Source organism: Mesorhizobium sp. M1A.F.Ca.ET.072.01.1.1 (genome assembly GCF_004023325.1).
Taxonomy (GTDB): domain Bacteria; phylum Pseudomonadota; class Alphaproteobacteria; order Rhizobiales; family Rhizobiaceae; genus Mesorhizobium.
The window spans coordinates 1-20,022 of sequence record NZ_RZSF01000055.1 but is presented as its reverse complement, the minus strand read 5'-3'; the positions used below and the strand labels follow the sequence as shown (position 1 = coordinate 20,022).

The following is a 20,022-nucleotide window of genomic DNA, read 5'->3' as shown; positions in this document are numbered from 1 at the left end:
AGCCTTTGAAGGCCCTAGGCGGACGCAAATTCCGACTTCACGCGGATGTGGCAGTTCGGAAACGACTCCTCGACTGCCTCACGTAGCGTCGAACCGTTGCGAATTGACAGGTTGTCAGTCGTGATCGGCCCAGTTGAACCGTCCTGATAGACGACCTCAAAGTCAGTCATCATCTCAACCGCCTCCCGAAGCACTTCGCCGTACGGTCTCATCTGCTTTCTCCAGAAAGTGGCAGTCTATCACAAGGATCGGAACATTCCACCAGTCGGCAAGTTGGGGCTCGCGGCGCGGTGCCCAGCAGAGATCGCGCCGTTGGGTAGCAGAGACCCCTGGAGCGCCGCTTGTGCCCTCAGCGAGCGGGCTCTTGGTCTTCTGAAGGGGGAACCTATTTCGTCCGGATGAGTGACGGCTGGACACTGCAAGGGCTCATCGACGCGGGCATGTCCGTCACTGGCGGATGCCTCGACTGCCATCGGCATCAAAAGCTCGAACTGCCGGCGCTCCGGGATCGCTTCGGCGCTGATGCTCCGGCCATGGAGTGGGATCTGAAGCCGAAGATGAAATGCGCCGTCTGCGGCGGCAAGCGGATCACGCTGACCTATTCTCCTGATACGAGCCCTAAGGTTATGCGCTAACCCGCCAGCGCGCGCCCTACGGCGATGCCCACGCCGATCGCCAGCCCTGTCGCGAGGCTTTCCGCAAGCCGCAATAGCAAGGCGCCGTACGGAAAGCGAGGACGTGGCGTGGTCAGGATCCGGGCTAAATCTTGAAATGTGTTTTCCATTGCACTCTCTCGCAGCAAGTGACGCAAGATGGATTCCACAGAACGATATTGAAGTCCAGCAGAGAATACTTAGGCGTTCTCGCCTACTTTTACTTCGTTAAATAGGCGGAAACGCCTTTGTGATTTCTAGCAAACAGAGTCACACAATGAAACTGATACTCGAATGGCGGCGTGTGCTTTGTCACGCCTACAGCGTTCATTTCGTGGCCGTGTCGCTCTTCTTCGGAGCGCTCGACGTTATAGCCAATTTCTGGACGCTGTTCGATGGGCTACTGCCCATCTCGCGCGGCTGGTTCGCTGTGCTCGGCATCGTGTTTGGCTTCGCCGGCCTCGTAGGCCGGTTCATTCCGCAGCCCAAAATCACCACGCCACAACCACAATAAAGCGGAGGCGTCATTGCCGATAAACAGGATACGGTCGAGCCGTAGGGCTCAGGCCGCGATAGCTGCTGCGCTGATCGCCGCCGCTGCAGGTGGCTGGCACACCATCAAAGACACCTCTCCTACCGTTCTTCCGCCTGCCGTCATCCTCGCGACTGACAAGCTTATCCTGCCATGGGAAGGCATGGTGCTTAAGTCTCATTGGGACCGGTTCGCCAAGATTTACGACATCTGCGCGGGCATCACTCGCATCAACGGCAAGCCGGTTGGCCCGGACATGTCGTTTACCCGCGCGGAATGCGAGCAGATGACCCGTGAGCAGATCTACAACGACTATTGGCTGCCCCTGGTTCGCGAGGTTCCGAACTTCCTCAACTTCCCGATTGGCGTTCAGGCCGCAATGCTTTCCGGCGCCTACAATTTCGGCGTCGGCACGGTCAAGTCGCACAAGGGCATGGCTGGCTCGACCGCTACCCGTTGGCACATGGCTGGCGAGTACCGCAAGGGCTGTGAAGCCCAAACCAATTTCAACAAAGCCGGTGGCGTCGTTGTCGATGGCCTGGTCAAGCGCCGCGAGATGGGCGACGCGCAGCGCATAGGGGAGGCCGAGCTATGTGTTTCGGGATTGGAGTAGTCGCGCTGCTTGTGGCGGCCGCTTTTGCCGGATGGCTCGATTACAAAGTTTTGTCGGCCTATGTGCGGGGCATGAAATCATGAACCTGCTGGACAAACTCACGGGTGGTTACGCGTCGCTAATTAAATATGCGGCCATCTGCTTAATTATCGTCGCCGCCTTTGGATACACCTACCATCTTGGCTCATCGCATACCGCCGCGGTGTGGTCGGCCAAATACGAAAAGCGCGAGGCTGAGATCGCCAAGGCGACCGCGGCGGAAATCGGCCACCAGGCGCAGGCCAACGCAATGGCCAAGGCTGCTGAGCAGAGACGCATCGCCGAACTCGAGGCCGCAAACCAAGCACTGGAACAGCTTATCAAGGAAAAGTCAGATGAGGCGGATGCCGACCCTGATCGCGATCGGCCTGCTTTGTCTAGCAGTGCAGGGATGCGTATCGACGCGATACATTAGCGTGCCGCCCGTCTTGGCCGAGCCCGATGCCAAACTGGTTGCCGCGTGTCTTGGTCCGGTGCGTTTGCCTAAAGGCGAGTTGAGCCAACGCACCGTCGAGCGGTTGTGGATTACGGACAGAAAGTCGCTGATCGAATGCGGGCGCCGACAGAAAGCGCTGAGAGAGTTTTACCAAGAGCGGGACTCACGCCTGCGTAAAGGATGGGCTGGGGAATGACGCCGGAACAAATGGTTTATCTGGTGCTGGCGGTTGGCGGCGCGGTTGGCTCTGCCTATTGGCGGTTCAGCACCATCATTTCGAAGGTCCGCGACGAGCTTGCCGCCCACAAACTGCACACGGCCGAAACCTACGTCACGAAGACCGGCATGCAGGAGCAGACGCAAGCAATCATGAAGGCGATCGACTCCGTCGCCGAACGGCTGGACGGCATGAACAGCCGCCTTGACCGTGTATTTGAGGCAAAGCCAGTGCGCCGCGCCTCCTAGTTTTCCGCCCCGTTGCCCTGACCGGCAGCGGGGCTATTTTTTGTTTTTGCGGCACTAAAAATGGCGAGCCGCGGACAGGCACTTGATTATTTTATTTCGAAGGGATCTTTCGAACGGGCTTTGGGGAAAAAGCTACACAGATGTTTGAATGCCAGTGCAATCTTTGCAACCTCAGCGGCAGAAAAGGCACTAATCTCAAGGACTGTTCGGTTACTCCGAGTGTGGTCTGGATAAAAAACACACGCCCGACTGCAATCGAAATAGATGAACGGGTGCGCAGTATTTTCAGATCCTATAGTAATTTCCTCAATATGGCGTAGGTCTATATAAAAATCAGGATGATCCTGTTCGACCCCTTGGTAAGTAACGTGAATCAACTTCCTATCTTTTAGATATATATTGAAGTAAACGTCCGAAGACTCTCTCGCTAAATTTATTTCATTCTGAATATACCTTATTGTATCGGATAACACAAGCCGAGGATAGTATGTGCCTGGAGTCACATCATGTCGGCAGCCTTGCAAATCACCGGGGTCGATATACCCTGTTCGGCCGTAGATGTCTTTGGCTTGATTAAATACTCCGCCCCCAACCGTGGCTTCGACTTCCAAACCTACCAGAAATGGATCCCCTTCGCGAATAATCCAAGATTGGCTGTTCAAAGCTGGTTCGGAGTAAATTCTGGTATAGCCACCGCAGACTGCGTCATACGCTGCACTGGGTGTTGGCAGCAGGAAAAGAAGAACAGCCAAGAAATGGCGCATTACGAAACCCCGCTTCTGGAATGCGTTCGAGCAGACGAACCCAGGTGTCATTGCGGGGCGTTGTAGATCTCACCCATTGTGCAGGTTCGTTGGCACGCTGCTCCTGCCGTGAAAGCCTCGTCCTCACAAGCGGTGCGCGCATCCTGCTCAGCCTTGGCAGAACATTTCCGCTTGGCGGCCGAATAATTCTGATCGCACTGCGTACATTTCAGTGGCTCGGGGCCTGCTCCTCCGCCCTCGATATTCTCGGGTACCGCTGGGCTAGGCCCTGCCGCCGCAGGCTGGCAGGCCGTAAGCACATAGATAGCAAAGGCCAAGGCGCAGCAAAATCTACCAGTTCGGCTTTTTTGTACCGACATATGTTTCACAGCCAGTAATCGTGGGCCTACTATCCACCAGTATGCCGTCTTAAACGATATTTGACAAGTTTCATCGGCTACCCAGACTGACTGGGGTAGCGCCGCTCGTATCATCGCCAAGGCCTAGCCCTCAGCCGTTCCTCCTTTAGGTCGCGTTATCCCTAGCGATCAGCCGGCCTGGCGAATTGAATACTCGCCGCCTCAAGCATGCACTCGACGATCGTATGAAAGGCGGGTTCCAAATCAATCTTCGATCGGAGTTGATGCCTTGGCGCGTTGATCATGCGTTACCCTCGACCGCGCTCTCTTCATCCAACTCGCGCGGCACCGGCAGATAGGCGTTAGATACCAGCCACTCGCCGACGATCGTCTCAACCAGGTCCGGCTTAGCCTTGCCCATCTCCGCGGCCAGGCTGTTCAGCACCTCGTCGGTCTTCGGATCGAGACTGAGTCCGCCCACGTTTCTGAGCAGCAGTGCGGCCCTCCGCAACAGCACTTGCAAGTCGGCTCGCGAAGCGTCTGCGATGTGATCGGCGGCGCTTTCCAGTTCATGCACGAGTCGATGACGGGACATCGGTCACGCTCCTACAGGAATTTCTCGCCTTCCGCCCGGTGCTCAAAGCAGAACCAATGCGGCGCCTGCTTTGGCTTGGCGAAACCCCACCCCGCATCCTGGCTGCACCCGTCATGCTCGCAAACGTGGTGCTGCACGCCGGCCGGAGTGGCGTATTCGGGTCGCGGCAGTCTGATTTCGTCGCTCATGGGCAACAGTGAACGAAATGAGAACAAAAGAGTCAAGCTGCCCCTTGACCAGATGGGAATATGTTCTCAATTCGGTTGGATGCCCGAGCAACCTGAGAAGTGGCCGAGAGGCGCCCCGTGGACCCTGACGCACGCCCATGACGCGGGGCAGGTGGCGGGCATTCGCTGCGCCCGCTGCAACGTCACGCGTTACTACAAACCAAACGAGTTGCGGGAGGTAATCGGCAACGTCACCATTGACGGTGTGAGGGACAAGGTCCGCAGCCAGCAGTGCAAGAGCCGGGAGTGGATGAGCGCGCAGCTATTCCATCCCACCGCGGAGCAGGCTCACACCATCCGCTTTCGCCGATTGGTGCAGATCCGATGGGAGAAGCGGGTGATCTGGCGGGATGAGTGAGATCGAAGTGGATTATCGTGGTCGCAGCAAAAATATCTTTGCAGGGCCGCGCTCCATCGCAAATTCGTAGCCTAGAAATTCGAACCAGCGTTGGACATCTTCTCGGCCTGACCAATTAGAGGCGACAAGGGGCAGATTGCCTAATCGCCTCTGCAAGTCACGCACATACCCAAACATGTATCGCGAATTGCGAGCAGAAAAGAACTCTTCAGTGGCGGCAAAACCGGTGTGCGCCTGTCCCTGCTGTATCATCCACCTTACGATACCAAACGGCTTGCCCTCGTGAAGAAGCGTGTCCGCCCTGCCGTCCCGAGAGGCTTGCCTAAATCCGCTTTTCGCAACACGGATCGCATCTTCAAGAGTCGCGCTAGAATCGAATTGATGACGTCGTGAAACGAGGTACTCGGTGGCCAGCCGGTCCGCCAGATGATCAAAAACTCTGGGCAAGTCCACGGCAGCTGTTCGGCGAGAAATCATGTGGTCACCTGCGCCGATGAACCTCCCGTTTTCCCTGCAATCTCTTCGCGCATTCGCTGCTCAAACTCTTTTGTCGGAAGGTTTGTCGATTCGTACCAGTCTGCCGGGTAGAATTTGAATTTTATCATAAATATACCGGCCAAAAAAACAGCCCAAATCACCACAGCCATTGCCAGCGATGCTAGCGCCTTCGCGATCCATCTAGCATCGGAAAACGTGATATCGAAAAAGACGCGAGACACCATAAAAACGGGGTAGAACAGCATGCAAGATGAAATGAGACCGACCACAATCTTCAGTATTGAGACGACCAGTGCTTGACCCTTTCCAGACTTCTCGCCGAACACGCGAGGGACGATAGCGTCGCCCCAAAGATTATGGGCCATTTTATCGATAAGTAGCAGGGGGAAGCTCTGAATATTTATTCTGCCCCCAAGCTTGAGCAAGATCCTGAAAATGATCTGATCATCAATCATGGCGAAGATGGCACCGAGCAGAGAACTGGCGGTGATAAGAGATATGACTGGTGTTAGATCTTTTGTAATCTGAACGGTCAGCCCTCCATAGGAGAAGCTACTCCCCGCGATCAGATCAAAGAAGGCAAGTACAGTCGCAAGGAGAAAAGTCTGACTACCCGTTTTGGCGACCCGCGCAGCGATCTCAAGCCTACGAGCAGCTATTCCATCCAAAAATTCTGGCTGGTAAAACCGTGTTGCGAAGTCACGGTCCAGAAACGACTCAAACGTCAAAGCGCATCGCTCGATCAAGGACATCTTCTTGAACGGTTGATTAGCCATTGGTGCGCCCTCTAACCTTTGGCCGCCTTAAGCTCGTACCTTCCTCGCCGCCGCCTTCTTGACCGGCTTATCTGCCGGCTTCCGACCAAGCCCGCTGGCCTTAGCCAACTCCGATCGCTGAGCGGCATAATTAGGCGCCACCATCGGGTAGTCCGGCTTCAGACCCCATTTGGCCCGGTATTCGTCTGGTGTCAGGCCGTGGTCGGTCGACAGGTGCCGCTTCAGCGATTTGAACTTCTTGCCGTCTTCCAGGCAAACGATGTGCTCTGGGGATACCGAACGCTTCGGATTGACCGCAGGCTCCTGTTCGGGTTGCCTGGCCTTGCTGGCCTGGCCAATGCCGGATAGCGACGTATGGATCGAGGCGATGAGGTCGGGCAGCCCTGACACGGGGAGGGGATTATTGCCGACATAAGCAGACACGATGTCCGCGGTCAGGCTGATTAGAACGCCGTTTTGGGCCTCGTTTTGATCGCTCAAGTTTTAGCTCCTGTATTAGTCACCCCTCTGCGCTCGCTTCTAGTGCAAGTTCGGTCACTCGCCAATGCAGCAATTGCTTTTTCCCAAGCCATGTGTCTGCGCAGTCACCACTTCTTCGCGTGCAGCCCTCTGGCTGTGCGCTTCTGCAGCCATCGCTCAACAATCTTCAACTGCTCTCGTCCTTCCGGTGTTATTCGAACCCGCACAGAGCCAGAGCAGTCTAACCCGCAATGCTTCACCAGATTTTTTTGAAGCAATTGTAGAATTGTGTTTTCGCCGGCTCGCTGGATTTCATTATAAGTCAGAGGCTCTGTCTGGCGATCCAAGTATCTCAGAACGCCAATAACGCGGCGATCCACGCTTGTGGGTGGGCGAGCGCCAAGCCACTTCAATTCGTCCTCAGGGGCGTGTCTGTGGAGCGGGCCTGTGCTGTCATTGAGTCGAAACGTCGAGCCCGCGGCCGGCTCGCGGATTGCCTGCCAGATCGCAAGCAGGTCAGATTCAGAGAAAAGATACTCGCGGCCAGCGCGCGAACACGCGCCATGCTTTCGGGCCAACTTTATCAGCGCACGCTTGGTAACGCGCATCCGCTCGGCCGCCTCGTTGGCTTTGTATATCCTATCGAGGGTCATCGCCGCTTGTCGAACTAAGCAGTTTCAGCTGTGCGACTTTCGATGGCGATAAGCGACTCTTGCGTCCGCAAACCGCTCCGCCGCCTCGAGCGTGGCGCGATCGTATACCGCCGACGTTGTCCTGGTTGATGCATGGCCGGCGACCTTGGCGGCATCGTCGGTCGACACTCCGCTGGCGCGGCCCTCTGTGATGCCACTGGCCCTAAGATCGCGTGCCCACACGTTGTCGGCGATCCCTGCCTTGGCTCTGTCGAGCCGCCACTTCTCACCGAAGTAGTTGCTGCTGTACGGCATGCCTGTGCCTTCGCAAACGATCATCGGGCCGCTGCGCGGCTCTGGCCAGTGCGCGAGCTCCTCCATCACCATCGGCGCCTTGGTGAGCGGGTAGGTGACGGCCAGGCCGGTCTTTCCGCTGGTCTTGGACGGCACGTAGCGCAGCACTAGATCTGCGTCGACATCTTCCCACGACAGCCACAGGAGCACGTCCCACAATCTTGCTGCAGCCTCAAAGACTATAGCGTAGGCGAGGGCGCATGAAGGCCGGCCATCCGCGTGTGCGGCGGCCCGCAAAGCCACTACTTGCTCCGCCGTCATCACTGTTTCGCGGCGCCTCGGTCCTGGTAATTTGCGACTGGCTGCCTTCAGCGAGATCGCAAGATCAGCGCAGCCCGGCAGGCGTGCCTCAACGCCAAATGCAACGGCAGCCATAAGGACGGCGCGGCACATCTTGGATGCCGCGGGCTTCTCGCCGTTTGAGGACCAGCGAACATGCCACCCCTTCAGGTCCAGACCGGATATTTCGCCTACGGCTCGGTCGCCAATTTCCTTCTCAATTTGGCCCAAGTAGTGGGTGTAGACACGGTGGCTGACGGCCTTTAGCTGATGGAAGCTACTCTGCGGGTGCGTTGAGTAGGCAGTGACAAGTGACTTTATCGTTCCATCGAATCTGAACGGGTTCATTAGGCGAGATGAGCGCCATTCGAGCATGTCTGCCCATAGCGCGTCACATCGTTTCCCCAGCTCATCGGGCTTACCAGCCCACCGAGACAGATTGATGGTTTTTGGTCGATAGCCTGCCTTCCTGTCTTGCTCTGGAGCGATCCACCGCGGCTCAAAGTGGGTGGGCCGCCTGATCCACCGAAGGCCGGGCGCGCGAACTCTGATCTGGCGGACTGGCTCTGCCATATCGCCATAATCTCATGTCGCGATGACGCTCACAAGCCTTTGAGAACATTATGCGTTTTCGCCTAAGCTAACTTGACGGCGAAGTCGGTTTCGCCTGTTTGGTTTATTCCTTTAGCTCGCGCAGACGAACGCCTCTACCCTCCGATGACATCTGGCCGTCATCGAGCAATTCAATGCCCACGGCGCCAAAGGCGTCGTTGATGGCCTGCATGGTATCCAGTCGACCGCGGACGATCGCGCTACCCCATCCCTCAAAATTTCGAACTGTATTGATTCCGATGTTTGCCGCATCGGCTAACGCCTTCTGGTCCATTCCGGCCAAGGCTCGAGCAGCTTTGATTTGGTTTCCTGTCACTGGCATGTGTGTACCTCAACTCTGAATATGGCGTTTGTACCCAAATTTGCTCTTGACGGCAAGCGGCGACTGCTCATATGGTTATTTTACCCAATTACAGGGTTGCAGGAACCAATTGGAGAAATCAGATGCAGCACACCCCAATCACCCGCCGTTCTGTCCTGGCTGGCGCGGCGGCGCTGGCCGCAAACGCCGCGCTTGCAGGGACACCAACTGCCGAAAACTGGACCTTTGAACTCGGACAGCTGGTCTCGCACAAAGACCAACCCTTCCTCTCGATGGTGTTGGCCCGGTGTAAGACCAGTCGCGGGGACGAGGTCTACGGCATCCGACGCCTGCGAGATGACGTGCCGGTTTCGGACCTGATGATTTTGAGCGGCGCGCTTGTGCCTATCGCCGACTGTGATGCTGAAGCGGTTCGGACTGCAGAGCACGCATGGGAAACCTCAGCCCTGAGGGCGAGGGCTGCCTGAAATGGGCAACGGGTCTCATCGCCCTGAGCTGCGCGCCATCCTGCGGGAAAAGCAGGGTGGCCGCTGCTGCTACTGCGATGTACGGATGCGGATTTCGTTCAAGAGCAAGATGCGGCCCGACTCAGAGACGCTTGAGCACCTGGACAGGCGAGCCGATCGCGGCGGCAACGAGCGCGGAAACATCGCCTTAGCCTGCTACCGCTGCAATACCGGGCGCGGCGACGCCGACTGGCTGACCTACAAGACGATCAGGCGCGGCGAGCATTACGAGAGGTGGTGAGGCGTCCCCTAGGCTACAAAAAAGCGGGCTCTCGCCCGCTTCCCTTCGTTGCCGAGACTCATGCGGGTGCCGGTACATTCATGGTCACCACGCCGTCGATCGGCTCAAATGCCGCCTCGCTTAGGTGAAACCTCTCCGACTATCTGAAGGGACGTTTCTCGCCAGCGGAGGCCGCTGATGGGTGTATGCCTGCCGAAGGTGTTAAAAACAAGGCTCGTCTGCGGTTTTTTCGTTCAGTCGCGATTTTTTCGGCATTTTATCGTGCGATTCGGGCAGTCGTCATAACGGTCCCATAGGAGTCCAAAATGCGCGAGCACGCTTCAACATTGCCACTTCACGGTGGCTTGGTCGAAATCGCGAACCGGATTGCGAAGCATATCGAGCACGTCAGTTTTGCTGGGGAGCGATTTAGCACCTATAGACCGGTCACAGATGGCTCAGCCACGTGTCCGACCTGTCATGTCTTAAGCAACAAGGCGTCGAAGCTCGACGCGCTTGAAGATAAGTCCGACGACACCAGCCAATATGGCTGCCGACAGTGTAGCGGTCGTTTTCAGCTGGGGCGCTGACGGCTCTGCTGCGGAGTTCTTTCACTCTGGTGCCAAAAGCGGGGAGGGAAAGCGGGGAAGACTCCCGATTTCGCGGATAAATATAATGAATTCAATGGCAATTGGCTCCCCGGGCCGGATTCGAACCAGCGACCAACCGGTTAACAGCCGGTTGCTCTACCACTGAGCTACCGGGGAACGGAGGCTCTGACGTGAGTGGCGCAGCCTATAGCAAACACCTTTCGGCTTTGCAAAGCAGCAATTCGCAATTTTTCTGCAGTTTTTCGTGCGGCGATTTGTGGCATCGCTTCGGCGTGCCCACATATGAGCGGCTTGACACCGGCATGGAACAATGCGGCTGGTCGTCCTTTGGTATTTATGACATCGGCCGCGCAGATGGGATCTGGCTTTGAATGACGGCAACTGACGACGATAACCCACCGGCGCGCAAGATCACGGTCTTCGGCCGCGACTTCTCCATGCCGCGCTCGCGGGGATTGCGGATCGCGATCGGCGTGCTGCTCACAATCGGCGGGATTCTGGGCTTTCTGCCGATTCTCGGTTTCTGGATGGTTCCGATCGGCCTGCTGGTCCTGTCCTACGAATTCGCACTGGTGCGACGTCACAGGCGCCGCTTCGTCGTCTGGTGGGAACGCCGCCGCCGGCCGGATTGAGCGCTTTGCAGGGAGAGAGTGCGGCAGGTGCCGCCGACACCATTGGGATCGGCCGCAAGCAATCGGCAACCACTGCCTTCGATGACGAATGGGAAAGCATCGGGAATGACTTGCCGGTGCTTGACGACCTTTCACCGCCAACATATTGAGTTGCCCCGGAACGCCGGGAGCATGGAAGGCCTCGTGGCGGAGTGGTTACGCAGAGGACTGCAAATCCTTGCACCCCGGTTCGATTCCGGGCGAGGCCTCCAATGCCCGGGCTCCGGCGCTGTCGCGCCGGGGCGCTAGGTTCCGGTCGAATTGGCCCGCGTCATTTGCCTGGAAATCGGATCGGGCGCGGGGCACGAATTGGGCGCGGGAAGCGGGTTGGTTGGGACATGAACGCTGATTTCTCCGAACGCCGCGTGAAGATGGTCGATGGCCAGATCCGCACCACCGATGTGACCAGCGCGCCGCTGATCGAAGCGATGCTTTCCGTGCCGCGCGAGGCTTTTGTCGGCGCCGGGCAGCGGGACCTGGCCTATATCGACGAGGACATCCGCGTCACCGATGGCGTCAGTGGCGGCGGTGCCCGCTATCTGATGGAACCGTCACCGCTCGCCAAGCTTTTGCAACTGGCCGAAATCAGCGACACCGATTCGGTGCTCGATGTCGGCTGCGGCACCGGCTATTCGGCCGCGCTGCTTTCCCGAATCGCAAAATCGGTGGTTGCGCTCGAAAGCGACCCGGCGCTTGCCGAAGCCGCGAAGTCGACCCTTTCGGCACTGGATTGCCAGAACACCACCGTAGTGATCGGGCCGTTACCGCAGGGTCATGCCGCCGCGGCGCCCTATGACGTCATCTTCATCGGCGGCAGCGTCGAGGAGGTGCCCGCGGCATTGCTCGGCCAGCTCGCCGAGGACGGACGGCTGGTTGTGGTCGAGGGGCAGGGCAACTCTGGCGTTGCGCGTCTTTTTGTCAAGGCCGGGGGGGTTGTAACCGGCAGACGCGCATTTAATGCGGCAATTAAGCCACTACCGGGGTTCGAACGTGCTCATGCGTTCGAATTTTGAGCGGTTTTGCCTTGCAGCGAAGGCGCTGTCATGATCGCTTGCGCTTGAACAATCGTTGCTGATTTGCTTCACGTGCATTTTCGGGGGCTGTCAGCGGGGGACGATAAACACGCGGCGCTAGCTGATCCGGATGGAAAAGGTGCGCGGCGTGGTTCCCATGCAAACGAATGAGGGATAATACGTGCCGCCCCTACACAAGACTTTTCTATCAGCCATACTTGTTTCGGCGACCGCGCTTTCGCCGCTGGCAGCATCCGCCGAAACCATCACCGGCGCGCTCGCCAAAGCCTATCAATACAATTCCCAGCTGAATTCCGCCCGCGCGGGCACCCGTGTCACCGACGAGGGCGTGGCCATCGCCAAGTCCGGCTACCGGCCGACGATCAGGGGATCGGCAAGCATCGACTACACGAGCAGCCGCAACAACAACCTGGGTCAAACCTTAAATATCACTACGGGCAATTTCGGGGTTGAGATCGACCAGACGCTGTTCGACGGCTTTCAAACCAAGAACAATGTCGCCGCGGCCGAAGCGCAGGTCAGGGCCTCGCAAGAAAGTCTCCGCAACACCGAAGAGAACATCCTGTTCAACGCGGCAAGCGCCTACATGGATGTGATTCGCGATCGCCAGATCGCGGTCCTGACCGCACAGAACCTGCAATTCCTGACCGAGCAGGCGCGCGCCGCGCGGTCGCGCTTCGAGGTCGGAGAGGGCACCCGCACCGACGTCGCACAGGCCGATGCCTCGCGGGCGACCGCGGTGGCGCAACTCGCCAGCGCTCGCGCGACGGCGCTGGCAAGCGCTGCGACCTACCACCAGATCATCGGCGACGAGCCGGGCAAGCTCAAGGCGGCCGCGCCGGTTGGAAAGCTGCTGCCGGGAAGTCTCGATTCGGCCTTCACCATTGCCGCCGCGGAGCATCCGGCCATCCTTGCCACCGAGCATCTCGTCGACGCCGCGGCCTTTTCGGTTAAGTCGGCCGAAGGGGCGCTATTGCCGCAGCTTTCCGCCAGCGCCGGGATTTCGAGCCAGTATCGCAACACCTCGCCCGGCGTTTTTGCATCGGCGGGTTCCGAAGGAACGACCAATTCGGCCAATATCGGTGCAACGCTTACCGTGCCGATCTATTCGGGCGGGCGCACCTCTGCGCTGGTCCGCCAATCGAAGGAATCGCTCAGCCAGGCCCGCATCGAGGTCGACGTCAGCCGCGACCAGGTGCGCCAGGCCGTGGCTTCGGCGTGGACGCAATACACCGCCGCGCGCGAAAGCGTGGATGCCAACAGGCAGGTGATCGCCGCCGCGCAACTGGCGCTCAACGGCGTCATCGAGGAACGCAATGTCGGCCAGCGCACCACGCTCGACGTGCTCAACGCGCAGAACGCCGTCATCACCGCCAAGATCAACCAGGCGAGCTCCGAGCGCGATGTCGTCGTGGCGAGCTACGCCATCCTGTCGGCGATTGGCCGCCTGTCCGCCGGCCAACTCGGCCTGGCGGTCACGAAATACAACCCGGAAGAGCACTACAACGCCGTCAAGGACAAGTGGATCGGGCTGCGCACGCCGGACGGCCGCTGAACCTTTGGCATTTCCAAAAGCGCCGCGTGTCCAATGGATGCGCGGCGCTTTTGCATTGGAACCAGACGGTCGGCTGCCGGCGGCGTAGCGAGCTAATCTGTTGAAATCCAACGTCTCCCCAGATTGGGGATTCTCGGATGACGATCGGTCGGTTACGCTGTCCGCATTGATTCGAATTCCGGTCTTGCCGGAATGGAAATCTTGAACAAGTCACAAAGGCGGCGGATGTGACGATGGCGACAGCGAGCAGCGCGCAGCGCGAACCTTCCATGGAAGAGATACTTGCTTCCATCCGAAGGATCATCGAGGACAGCGACACCGGCCGCAAGCAACCGGCGGCGGACAACGGTGACGTTCGCCAGGACCTCCGGCCGACGCCGGCAGCGCAGACGGCCGACCTTGATGATGCCTTCCGTTCCGAGCTCAACGTCGGATCCGCTCCCAGCAAGCCGGTGAGTCTGGCGGAAATACAGTCCCAGCTTGCGGCGTCCGATCCGACGATCGCCGAGACCGGCCCTGAACCGGTGAAGACCGCGCCCGCTCCCACCACCCTGGCGGAAGTCGGGGCCAGGGTAGCCGCCGAGCCGGACACCCCGGCGGTCGCGAGGGCAGCGGAGAGCGTGCCGCAAAGTGCCGATACCATCGTCGCCGATTGGCGGCGCGAGATCGCCGCCGTTGGCGGAAACTCCGTCAAGGCGAAGGTAGCAACTCCGGAAGTGGCGCCCGAAGTCGAGATCGACGAGGAGGATCTTGCCGCGCCAACCACCGAACCCGCGGCGCCCGACAACGTTTCGGCGCCATCCTCGGCCGACCTGCCGCCAGCCCGGCCGGCAATCCTGTCCGAGCATGCGGGCCGTCAGGTCGCGGCGGCCTTCGGCGAGCTTTCCGATGCCTTCGCCAGCCGCAGCAAGAAGAGCTTCGACGAGATGGCCGAGGAGATGCTGCGGCCGATGCTGCAGGACTGGCTCGACAACAACCTGCCGACCCTGGTCGAACGGCTGGTGCGCGAGGAAATCGAGCGCGTGGCGCGCGGCGCGCAGTGATTTCGTCTGGGCTTTCAGCGCAAAAAGCGCCACCCTCAGGCGGTGCTTTTTATTTCCGCGAAAATGTGGCCGCGCGATCTGTCTCGCGATGAGTCATGGGCTTGCCGCAGATCGCCGCAAGCCTATCTGGGCAAGGCGGGCCCATCCTTCTCGCGGTTGACTCGGCCAAGAGCTTCCGATTTACACCGGACGCTTGTTCCCGACAGTTCGGACTTCCTCCATGCTTGATAAAACCTACGACGCCAAGACCGTCGAGCCGAAGATCGCCAAAATCTGGGAAGAGGCCGATGCGTTCCGCGCCGGCGCCGGCGCGGAGGAAGGGGCGGAAGCCTTCACCATCGTCATCCCGCCGCCGAACGTTACGGGCTCGCTGCATATGGGGCACGCGCTCAACAACACGCTGCAGGATATCCTGGTGCGGTTCGAGCGCATGCGCGGCAAGAATGTGCTGTGGCAGCCGGGCATGGATCATGCCGGCATCGCCACGCAGATGGTGGTCGAGCGGCAGCTGATGGAGAGGCAGATCCATCGCCGCGACCTGTCGCGCGAGGAGTTCATCGAGAAGGTCTGGGAGTGGAAAGCCGAATCCGGCGGCGCGATCTTTAACCAGCTGAGGCGGCTCGGTGCCTCGGCCGACTGGAGCCGAGAGCGCTTCACCATGGACGAGGGTCTGTCCAAGGCGGTGCTGGAGGTGTTCGTCACCCTCTACAAGCAGGGACTGATCTACAAGGACAAGCGCCTTGTGAACTGGGATCCGAAGCTGTTGACGGCTATTTCCGACCTCGAGGTCGAGCAGCATGAGGTCAACGGCAATCTCTGGCATTTCCGCTACCCGGTCGAAGGCCTGGCGTTCGATCCCGAGAATCCGCAGACCTTCATCACCGTCGCCACGACACGCCCGGAAACCATGCTGGGCGACACGGCGGTGGCGGTGCACCCCGACGACGAGCGGTTTCGCGACCTGGTCGGCAAGCACGTCATCCTGCCGATCGTCGGCCGCAGGATACCCGTTGTGGCGGATGAGTATTCGGATCCGGAAAAGGGTTCCGGCGCGGTCAAGATCACCCCGGCGCATGACTTCAACGACTTTGAGGTCGGCAAGCGCCACAAGCTGCCGGCGATCAACATCCTGACCGTCGAAGCCTACATCAAGCTCAAGGATAACGAGGAGTTCCTTGCCGGTCTTGAAGTGACTCCGCAGCGCCAGGCCGTCTGGGATGAGCTCGACGGGCTGGATCGCTTCGTGGCGCGCAAGAAGATCGTCGAGCTGATAGAAGCGGGCGGCTTCCTGGAAAAGGTCGAGCCGCATCGCCACACCGTGCCGCATGGCGATCGCGGCGGCGTGCCGATCGAGCCGTTCCTCACCGACCAGTGGTACGTCAACGCGGCGGAGCTCGCCAAGCCGGCCATTGCCTCTGTGCGCGAGGGCCGCACGAACTTCGTGCCGAGGAACTGGGAAAAGACCTATTACGACTGGATGGAGAACATCCAGCCCTGGTGCATCTCGCGGCAGCTGTGGTGGGGGCACCAGATTCCGGCCTGGTACGGGCCGGACGGACGCGTCTTCGTCGAGAAGACCGAAGAGGAAGCGCTGGCCGCGGCGGTCGAATATTATTTGGCGCTGGAAGGCCCGTGGAAGGCCTGGGTCGAGGACAAGCTTGAAAATTTCAAGCCGGGCGAGATCCTGACGCGCGACGAGGACGTTCTCGACACCTGGTTCTCCTCGGCGCTGTGGCCGTTCTCGACGCTCGGCTGGCCTGACCAGACGCCGGAGCTGAAGACCTACTACCAGACCGACGTGCTGGTGACCGGCTTCGACATCATCTTCTTCTGGGTGGCCCGGATGATGATGATGGGCCTGCATTTCATGAACGAGGAGCCGTTCCACACGGTCTATGTTCATGCGCTGGTGCGCGACAAGAACGGGCAGAAGATGTCGAAGTCGAAAGGCAACGTCATCGACCCGCTCGAACTGATCGACGAGTATGGCGCCGACGCGCTGCGCTTCACCTTGACCGTGATGGCAGCGCAGGGGCGCGACGTGAAGCTCGACCCGGCGCGTATCGCCGGATACCGCAATTTCGGGACCAAGCTCTGGAACGCCACGCGCTTCGCCGAAATGAACGAGGTCGCCAGGAACGACGATTTCTGGCTGCACGACGCCAAGCTCGCGGTCAACCGCTGGATCCTGACCGAGCTGACGCGGGCGGCGCGGGCGATCACGGAGGGCATCACCACCTACCGCTTCAACGAGGCGGCGGGCGCCGCCTATCGCTTCGTCTGGAACTTGTTCTGCGACAGGTATCTGGAACTGCTTAAGCCGGTGTTCATGGGCACGGACGAGGCGGCCAAGGCGGAGAGCCGGGCCTGTGTCGCCTTCGTGCTGGACGAGATCTACAAGCTGCTGCACCCGATGATGCCGTTCATGACCGAGGAGCTGTGGGCGCAGACCGCAGGCGAGGGGAAGGTACGCACCTCCCTGCTTTGCCACGCCGCCTGGCCCGCGCCCGATTTCGAGGATGACGAGGCTGCCGCCGACATCAACTGGCTGGTCGAGCTCGTCTCCGGCATTCGCTCGGTGCGCTCGGAAATGAACGTGCCGCCGGCGGCGATCGCGCCGCTGACGGTGATCGGCGCCAATGCCCTTACACAGGAAAGACTGGAGCGCCACGCCCAGGCCATCAAGCGGCTGGCGCGCGTCGGCGACATCGCGCTGGTCGATGCGCCGCCGAAAGGCTCGGCCCAGATCGTTCTTAACGAGGCAACCGTCTGTCTGCCGCTCGGCAGCCTGATCGACCTTCAGGCCGAAGCAACGCGGCTGCAGAAGGAACTGGCCAAGGTGACCGAGGAGATCGCCCGCCTGCACAAGAAGCTCTCCAACGAGAAGTTCGTCGCCAACGCGCCGCAGGAGGTGGTCGAGGCAGAGCGCGAAAAGCTCGCCGAATATCGCGAGGCGCAAGAGAAGCTTTCAGTCGCCCTGACCAGGGTCCGAGACGCCGGGTGACCGGCAAGATTCGGCTCCGCTGGAGGGCGCTTTACGAAGCGTCACTACACTCGGATAAGGGCCTGCCGTTGGGTTAATTTTGACGTAAACGGAAAGTTTTGGCCCCATTGTTGCCGTAATGTAACAATGGGGCCTATTCCGTTCAAAATGGCCCGTTTTTGAGCTGTTTCGGACCGTTTTTGCAATTTTTTCTCTCGCGCCGATGCCGAGTGAGCCGCTTTTAGGGCTCAATGGGCGGTCGATGACCATGGCGAAAATACGAGCTGTCAAGGTGTACATGTACAGCTCACGAATTCGTTGTTGCGCCGTTAACCTGAATTGGTTCTAGCTTGCCCCACTTCGTGTTTCGGGGAGGGATTTCCATGAACGTTTTGCGGCTCAAAGCACTGCTGGGGGCAGGGTGCTTCTCGCTGGCTTTGATCGGATCGGCGATGCACCCGGCGCATGCCGGCGGCATTGAGCGCGGCGGCTATGACATCGACCTGCTGTTCGATCCGGCGCCGTTCGCGACGGAAGCGGAAGCAACTTATGTGATGCCCAACCGCAAGCTCAAGAACGCGGTGGATACCGACCCGAGCGACGGCAATGTGACCGCGCTTGGCAGTACTGCGAAGGACAGTGAGGACTATTGGGTGCCGCGCATCGGCGTCAAGGCACAGCTTGTCCCTGGCGTCGTCTGCATGGTCGACTATTCGCAGCCGTGGGGAGCGCATACCGCTCCGGGCCTCTGGGCTGGTGCCCAATCCAACATGGAAACCGACATCAAGAGCAACAACTACGCGGGTACGTGCTCTTACAAGATGGACGTCGGTAAGGGCCAGCTTCGCTTCATTGGCGGCGTATTTTACCAGGAAGTCTATGGCTTCAAAGAGAGCTTGGTGTCGCCACTGGTTCCCGATTTCCAGGGCACCGGCCGTGTTGATCTGGATAGCCGCGGCTGGGGTTGGCGCGCCGGTATCGCTTACGAAATTCCGGATATCGCCCTACGCGCCAGCCTCGTCTACAATTCCAAGGTCAAGCTCGACAATATCTCGGGTACGCTTGACCTGACCAATCTCGGGCAGGGCACCACAGCAATCTACGCCCCCACGCAATACATGCCGGATACGGTGGAATTGAAGTTGCAATCGGGCATTGCACCCGGTTGGCTGGCCTTCGGCTCGATCAAGTGGGTCAACTGGAGCTTACTGCAGAGCATTCCGATCTGTTCGCAAGCCTCGCAGGGACTTGCCGCCTGCACCACTGTTTCGCCGTTTCCGATCCGGCTGACGTCTCTTGACCTTATGTATCGCGACGGCTGGACAATTTCTGGGGGTATCGGTCACAAGTTCAACGATCAGTGGGCCGCGGCCGGCCAACTGACCTGGGACCGTGGCACCTCCCACGGCTACGGCTCGCAGACCGACACCTGGACCCTTGGCGGCGGCGTTGCCTATACCCCGAAGCCGAACATCGAGATTCGCCTGGCAGGTGCTATCGGCGTCATGACGAGCGGTCACTCCGGTACGTTGACCGATGAGAATGGCTATGTGGCCGGTACGGACGTCAGCTACGACTTCGGCAACGATTTGGTCACGGCGATCTCGGGTGGCATAAAGATCAAGTTCTAAGCCGCTCCCGCAGTTCCGCGAAGAAGGCCGGGCACCGCCCGGCCTTTTTCTATTGGGCAATCAACGGCCTGGGCTGGTTGGCCGATCCTGTGTTGCAAATTAGCTGCACAGCCGGCGCTTCAGACGATTGTGACGTTTCAGCAACAGTTTATGAACAACCCCGAAGCTAAAAGGCTAGCCGAGGGAACTGCCCATTTCCCGCCATAAACCCGGAGCAACTCGAGTAGGTCTCGGGACGCGTGCCAGGTTGGCCCGGCGATGGGACCGGCCGCGGGGTGTGCGGCAAGGACGACGATGGACGCCAAGGCAATCTCCAAGGCCAAGCTGCCCAGCCGCTACGTGACCGAAGGTCCGGCGCGCGCGCCGCATCGTTCATACCTCTACGCCATGGGACTGTCGGCGGCCGAGATCGCGCAGCCGCTGGTCGGCGTCGCCAGCTGCTGGAACGAGGCCGCACCCTGCAACATCTCGCTGATGCGCCAAGCACAGGTGGTGAAGAAAGGCGTCGCGGCCGCCAATGGCACGCCGCGCGAGTTCTGCACCATCACCGTCACGGACGGTATCGCCATGGGCCACCAGGGCATGAAGTCGTCGCTGGTGTCGCGCGAGGTGATCGCCGATTCAGTCGAGCTCACCATGCGCGGCCATTGCTATGATGCGCTGGTCGGGCTTGCCGGCTGCGACAAGTCGCTGCCCGGCATGATGATGGCGATGGTGCGGCTCAACGTGCCGTCGATCTTCATTTATGGCGGTTCGATCCTGCCCGGCAGCTACCGCGGAAGGCAGATCACCGTGCAGGATGTGTTCGAGGCGGTC

The 20,022-nt window shown here is 59.5% G+C and carries 26 protein-coding genes and 2 tRNA genes; 17 read left to right on the top strand and 11 right to left on the bottom strand.

From position 1 onward, the window contains the following. Positions 1–14: 14 nt before the first annotated feature. The gene (locus tag EOA32_RS10965) at positions 15–212 is read right to left on the bottom strand and encodes a hypothetical protein (protein ID WP_067324884.1); all 198 of its coding nucleotides are present in this window, start codon (positions 210–212) and stop codon (positions 15–17) included. 186 nt (positions 213–398) lie between these two features. On the opposite strand from EOA32_RS10965, the gene EOA32_RS10960 reads away from it, so the two are divergent. Next, the gene (locus EOA32_RS10960) at positions 399–635 is read left to right on the top strand and encodes a hypothetical protein (RefSeq protein ID WP_128371760.1); all 237 of its coding nucleotides are present in this window, start codon (positions 399–401) and stop codon (positions 633–635) included. Here EOA32_RS10960 and EOA32_RS38510 read toward each other — a convergent pair. Further along, positions 632–784, bottom strand: coding sequence for a hypothetical protein (locus tag EOA32_RS38510; RefSeq protein WP_189407055.1), 153 nt, complete (start codon positions 782–784; stop codon positions 632–634). The genes EOA32_RS10960 and EOA32_RS38510 overlap by 4 nt on opposite strands. Before the next feature lie 146 nt (positions 785–930). On the opposite strand from EOA32_RS38510, the gene EOA32_RS10955 reads away from it, so the two are divergent. The 4 genes from EOA32_RS10955 (at position 931) to EOA32_RS10935 (ending at position 2,738) form a co-directional block, all read left to right on the top strand. Next, positions 931–1,167, top strand: coding sequence for a hypothetical protein (locus tag EOA32_RS10955; RefSeq protein WP_128371759.1), 237 nt, complete (start codon positions 931–933; stop codon positions 1,165–1,167). A gap of 13 nt (positions 1,168–1,180) precedes the next feature. Further along, the gene (locus tag EOA32_RS10950; protein ID WP_128371758.1) at positions 1,181–1,798 is read left to right on the top strand and encodes a glycoside hydrolase family protein; all 618 of its coding nucleotides are present in this window, start codon (positions 1,181–1,183) and stop codon (positions 1,796–1,798) included. 79 nt (positions 1,799–1,877) lie between these two features. Further along, positions 1,878–2,252 carry a hypothetical protein gene (locus EOA32_RS10945; protein ID WP_128371757.1) on the top strand — a complete coding sequence of 125 codons (375 nt, stop codon included), beginning with the start codon at positions 1,878–1,880 and terminating at the stop codon, positions 2,250–2,252. A gap of 213 nt (positions 2,253–2,465) precedes the next feature. Continuing rightward, on the top strand, positions 2,466–2,738 hold the full coding sequence (locus EOA32_RS10935; protein WP_128371755.1) for a hypothetical protein: 273 nt from the start codon (positions 2,466–2,468) through the stop codon (positions 2,736–2,738). An 86-nt stretch (positions 2,739–2,824) separates the two neighbouring features. On the opposite strand, the gene EOA32_RS10930 is transcribed toward EOA32_RS10935, so the two are convergent. The 3 genes from EOA32_RS10930 to EOA32_RS38505 form a co-directional block, all read right to left on the bottom strand. Further along, positions 2,825–3,502 carry a hypothetical protein gene (locus EOA32_RS10930; protein ID WP_128371754.1) on the bottom strand — a complete coding sequence of 226 codons (678 nt, stop codon included), beginning with the start codon at positions 3,500–3,502 and terminating at the stop codon, positions 2,825–2,827. 639 nt (positions 3,503–4,141) lie between these two features. After that, entirely contained in the window at positions 4,142–4,435 is a 294-nt protein-coding gene (locus tag EOA32_RS10925) for a hypothetical protein (protein ID WP_128371753.1), read from the bottom strand. 11 nt (positions 4,436–4,446) lie between these two features. Continuing rightward, on the bottom strand, positions 4,447–4,623 hold the full coding sequence (locus EOA32_RS38505; RefSeq protein ID WP_189407053.1) for a hypothetical protein: 177 nt from the start codon (positions 4,621–4,623) through the stop codon (positions 4,447–4,449). Between EOA32_RS38505 and EOA32_RS10920 the strand changes: the two genes are divergently transcribed. Then, positions 4,622–5,020 carry a hypothetical protein gene (locus EOA32_RS10920; protein ID WP_128371752.1) on the top strand — a complete coding sequence of 133 codons (399 nt, stop codon included), beginning with the start codon at positions 4,622–4,624 and terminating at the stop codon, positions 5,018–5,020. The genes EOA32_RS38505 and EOA32_RS10920 overlap by 2 nt on opposite strands. 473 nt (positions 5,021–5,493) lie before the next feature. Here EOA32_RS10920 and EOA32_RS10915 read toward each other — a convergent pair whose 3' ends face one another. The 5 genes from EOA32_RS10915 to EOA32_RS10895 form a co-directional block, all read right to left on the bottom strand. Beyond that, a complete protein-coding gene (locus EOA32_RS10915) occupies positions 5,494–6,294 on the bottom strand; it encodes a hypothetical protein (RefSeq protein ID WP_128371751.1) in 801 nt (266 codons plus the stop codon). Positions 6,295–6,321: 27 nt separating this feature from the next. Continuing rightward, positions 6,322–6,774: a MucR family transcriptional regulator gene (locus tag EOA32_RS10910; protein WP_128371750.1), complete on the bottom strand. Its 453-nt coding sequence runs from the start codon at positions 6,772–6,774 to the stop codon at positions 6,322–6,324. A gap of 104 nt (positions 6,775–6,878) precedes the next feature. Continuing rightward, a complete protein-coding gene (locus EOA32_RS10905) occupies positions 6,879–7,406 on the bottom strand; it encodes a DNA-binding protein (RefSeq protein ID WP_128371749.1) in 528 nt (175 codons plus the stop codon). 24 nt (positions 7,407–7,430) lie between these two features. After that, entirely contained in the window at positions 7,431–7,889 is a 459-nt protein-coding gene (locus EOA32_RS38500) for a hypothetical protein (protein ID WP_189407050.1), read from the bottom strand. Between the two features lie 805 nt (positions 7,890–8,694). Next, positions 8,695–8,904: a hypothetical protein gene (locus EOA32_RS10895; protein WP_245499239.1), complete on the bottom strand. Its 210-nt coding sequence runs from the start codon at positions 8,902–8,904 to the stop codon at positions 8,695–8,697. A gap of 170 nt (positions 8,905–9,074) precedes the next feature. Between EOA32_RS10895 and EOA32_RS10890 the strand changes: the two genes are divergently transcribed. Together EOA32_RS10890 and EOA32_RS10885 are read left to right on the top strand one after the other, a co-directional pair. Continuing rightward, on the top strand, positions 9,075–9,419 hold the full coding sequence (locus EOA32_RS10890; RefSeq protein ID WP_128371746.1) for a hypothetical protein: 345 nt from the start codon (positions 9,075–9,077) through the stop codon (positions 9,417–9,419). A gap of 1 nt (position 9,420) precedes the next feature. Further along, positions 9,421–9,699, top strand: a complete 279-nt coding sequence (locus EOA32_RS10885) for an HNH endonuclease (RefSeq protein ID WP_128371745.1) — start codon at positions 9,421–9,423, stop codon at positions 9,697–9,699. 671 nt (positions 9,700–10,370) lie between these two features. Here EOA32_RS10885 and EOA32_RS10880 read toward each other — a convergent pair. Further along, positions 10,371–10,445, bottom strand: a tRNA-Asn gene (locus EOA32_RS10880). A 14-nt stretch (positions 10,446–10,459) separates the two neighbouring features. Between EOA32_RS10880 and EOA32_RS10875 the strand changes: the two genes are divergently transcribed. The 9 genes from EOA32_RS10875 to EOA32_RS10835 all read left to right on the top strand — a co-directional run. Beyond that, positions 10,460–10,660, top strand: a complete 201-nt coding sequence (locus EOA32_RS10875) for a hypothetical protein (protein WP_095780750.1) — start codon at positions 10,460–10,462, stop codon at positions 10,658–10,660. Continuing rightward, the gene (locus EOA32_RS10870) at positions 10,661–10,921 is read left to right on the top strand and encodes a hypothetical protein (RefSeq protein WP_066999931.1); all 261 of its coding nucleotides are present in this window, start codon (positions 10,661–10,663) and stop codon (positions 10,919–10,921) included. Between the two features lie 177 nt (positions 10,922–11,098). Beyond that, positions 11,099–11,172, top strand: a tRNA-Cys gene (locus EOA32_RS10865). Between the two features lie 126 nt (positions 11,173–11,298). Then, positions 11,299–11,973: a protein-L-isoaspartate O-methyltransferase gene (locus tag EOA32_RS10860; protein WP_066999934.1), complete on the top strand. Its 675-nt coding sequence runs from the start codon at positions 11,299–11,301 to the stop codon at positions 11,971–11,973. A 181-nt stretch (positions 11,974–12,154) separates the two neighbouring features. After that, positions 12,155–13,549 carry a TolC family outer membrane protein gene (locus EOA32_RS10855; protein WP_066999937.1) on the top strand — a complete coding sequence of 465 codons (1,395 nt, stop codon included), beginning with the start codon at positions 12,155–12,157 and terminating at the stop codon, positions 13,547–13,549. 233 nt (positions 13,550–13,782) lie between these two features. Next, positions 13,783–14,592 (top strand): PopZ family protein, encoded by an 810-nt coding sequence (locus EOA32_RS10850; protein WP_128371744.1) that lies wholly within the window; start codon positions 13,783–13,785, stop codon positions 14,590–14,592. A 220-nt stretch (positions 14,593–14,812) separates the two neighbouring features. Beyond that, positions 14,813–17,596, top strand: a complete 2,784-nt coding sequence (locus tag EOA32_RS10845) for a valine--tRNA ligase (protein WP_128371743.1) — start codon at positions 14,813–14,815, stop codon at positions 17,594–17,596. A 362-nt stretch (positions 17,597–17,958) separates the two neighbouring features. Next, entirely contained in the window at positions 17,959–19,206 is a 1,248-nt protein-coding gene (locus EOA32_RS10840) for an OmpP1/FadL family transporter (protein ID WP_128371742.1), read from the top strand. A gap of 294 nt (positions 19,207–19,500) precedes the next feature. After that, positions 19,501–20,022, top strand: a 522-nt coding sequence (locus tag EOA32_RS10835; protein ID WP_189407049.1) for a dihydroxy-acid dehydratase, incomplete at its 3' end; no start/stop codon positions are given.

Excerpts from the sequence above, each read along its gene's own strand:
- EOA32_RS10965 (WP_067324884.1), bottom strand. The coding sequence starts at position 212 with ATGAGACCGTACGGCGAAGTGCTTCGGGAGGCGGTTGAGATGATGACT.
- EOA32_RS10960 (WP_128371760.1), top strand. The coding sequence starts at position 399 with ATGAGTGACGGCTGGACACTGCAAGGGCTCATCGACGCGGGCATGTCC.
- EOA32_RS38510 (WP_189407055.1), bottom strand. The coding sequence starts at position 784 with ATGGAAAACACATTTCAAGATTTAGCCCGGATCCTGACCACGCCACGT.
- EOA32_RS10955 (WP_128371759.1), top strand. The coding sequence starts at position 931 with ATGAAACTGATACTCGAATGGCGGCGTGTGCTTTGTCACGCCTACAGC.
- EOA32_RS10945 (WP_128371757.1), top strand. The coding sequence starts at position 1,878 with ATGAACCTGCTGGACAAACTCACGGGTGGTTACGCGTCGCTAATTAAA.
- EOA32_RS10935 (WP_128371755.1), top strand. The coding sequence starts at position 2,466 with ATGACGCCGGAACAAATGGTTTATCTGGTGCTGGCGGTTGGCGGCGCG.
- EOA32_RS10930 (WP_128371754.1), bottom strand. The coding sequence starts at position 3,502 with ATGCGCCATTTCTTGGCTGTTCTTCTTTTCCTGCTGCCAACACCCAGT.
- EOA32_RS10925 (WP_128371753.1), bottom strand. The coding sequence starts at position 4,435 with ATGTCCCGTCATCGACTCGTGCATGAACTGGAAAGCGCCGCCGATCAC.
- EOA32_RS10920 (WP_128371752.1), top strand. The coding sequence starts at position 4,622 with ATGGGCAACAGTGAACGAAATGAGAACAAAAGAGTCAAGCTGCCCCTT.
- EOA32_RS38505 (WP_189407053.1), bottom strand. The coding sequence starts at position 4,623 with ATGAGCGACGAAATCAGACTGCCGCGACCCGAATACGCCACTCCGGCC.
- EOA32_RS10915 (WP_128371751.1), bottom strand. The coding sequence starts at position 6,294 with ATGGCTAATCAACCGTTCAAGAAGATGTCCTTGATCGAGCGATGCGCT.
- EOA32_RS10905 (WP_128371749.1), bottom strand. The coding sequence starts at position 7,406 with ATGACCCTCGATAGGATATACAAAGCCAACGAGGCGGCCGAGCGGATG.
- EOA32_RS10895 (WP_245499239.1), bottom strand. The coding sequence starts at position 8,904 with ATGGACCAGAAGGCGTTAGCCGATGCGGCAAACATCGGAATCAATACA.
- EOA32_RS10890 (WP_128371746.1), top strand. The coding sequence starts at position 9,075 with ATGCAGCACACCCCAATCACCCGCCGTTCTGTCCTGGCTGGCGCGGCG.
- EOA32_RS10885 (WP_128371745.1), top strand. The coding sequence starts at position 9,421 with ATGGGCAACGGGTCTCATCGCCCTGAGCTGCGCGCCATCCTGCGGGAA.
- EOA32_RS10870 (WP_066999931.1), top strand. The coding sequence starts at position 10,661 with ATGACGGCAACTGACGACGATAACCCACCGGCGCGCAAGATCACGGTC.
- EOA32_RS10860 (WP_066999934.1), top strand. The coding sequence starts at position 11,299 with ATGAACGCTGATTTCTCCGAACGCCGCGTGAAGATGGTCGATGGCCAG.
- EOA32_RS10850 (WP_128371744.1), top strand. The coding sequence starts at position 13,783 with ATGGCGACAGCGAGCAGCGCGCAGCGCGAACCTTCCATGGAAGAGATA.
- EOA32_RS10845 (WP_128371743.1), top strand. The coding sequence starts at position 14,813 with ATGCTTGATAAAACCTACGACGCCAAGACCGTCGAGCCGAAGATCGCC.
- EOA32_RS10840 (WP_128371742.1), top strand. The coding sequence starts at position 17,959 with ATGAACGTTTTGCGGCTCAAAGCACTGCTGGGGGCAGGGTGCTTCTCG.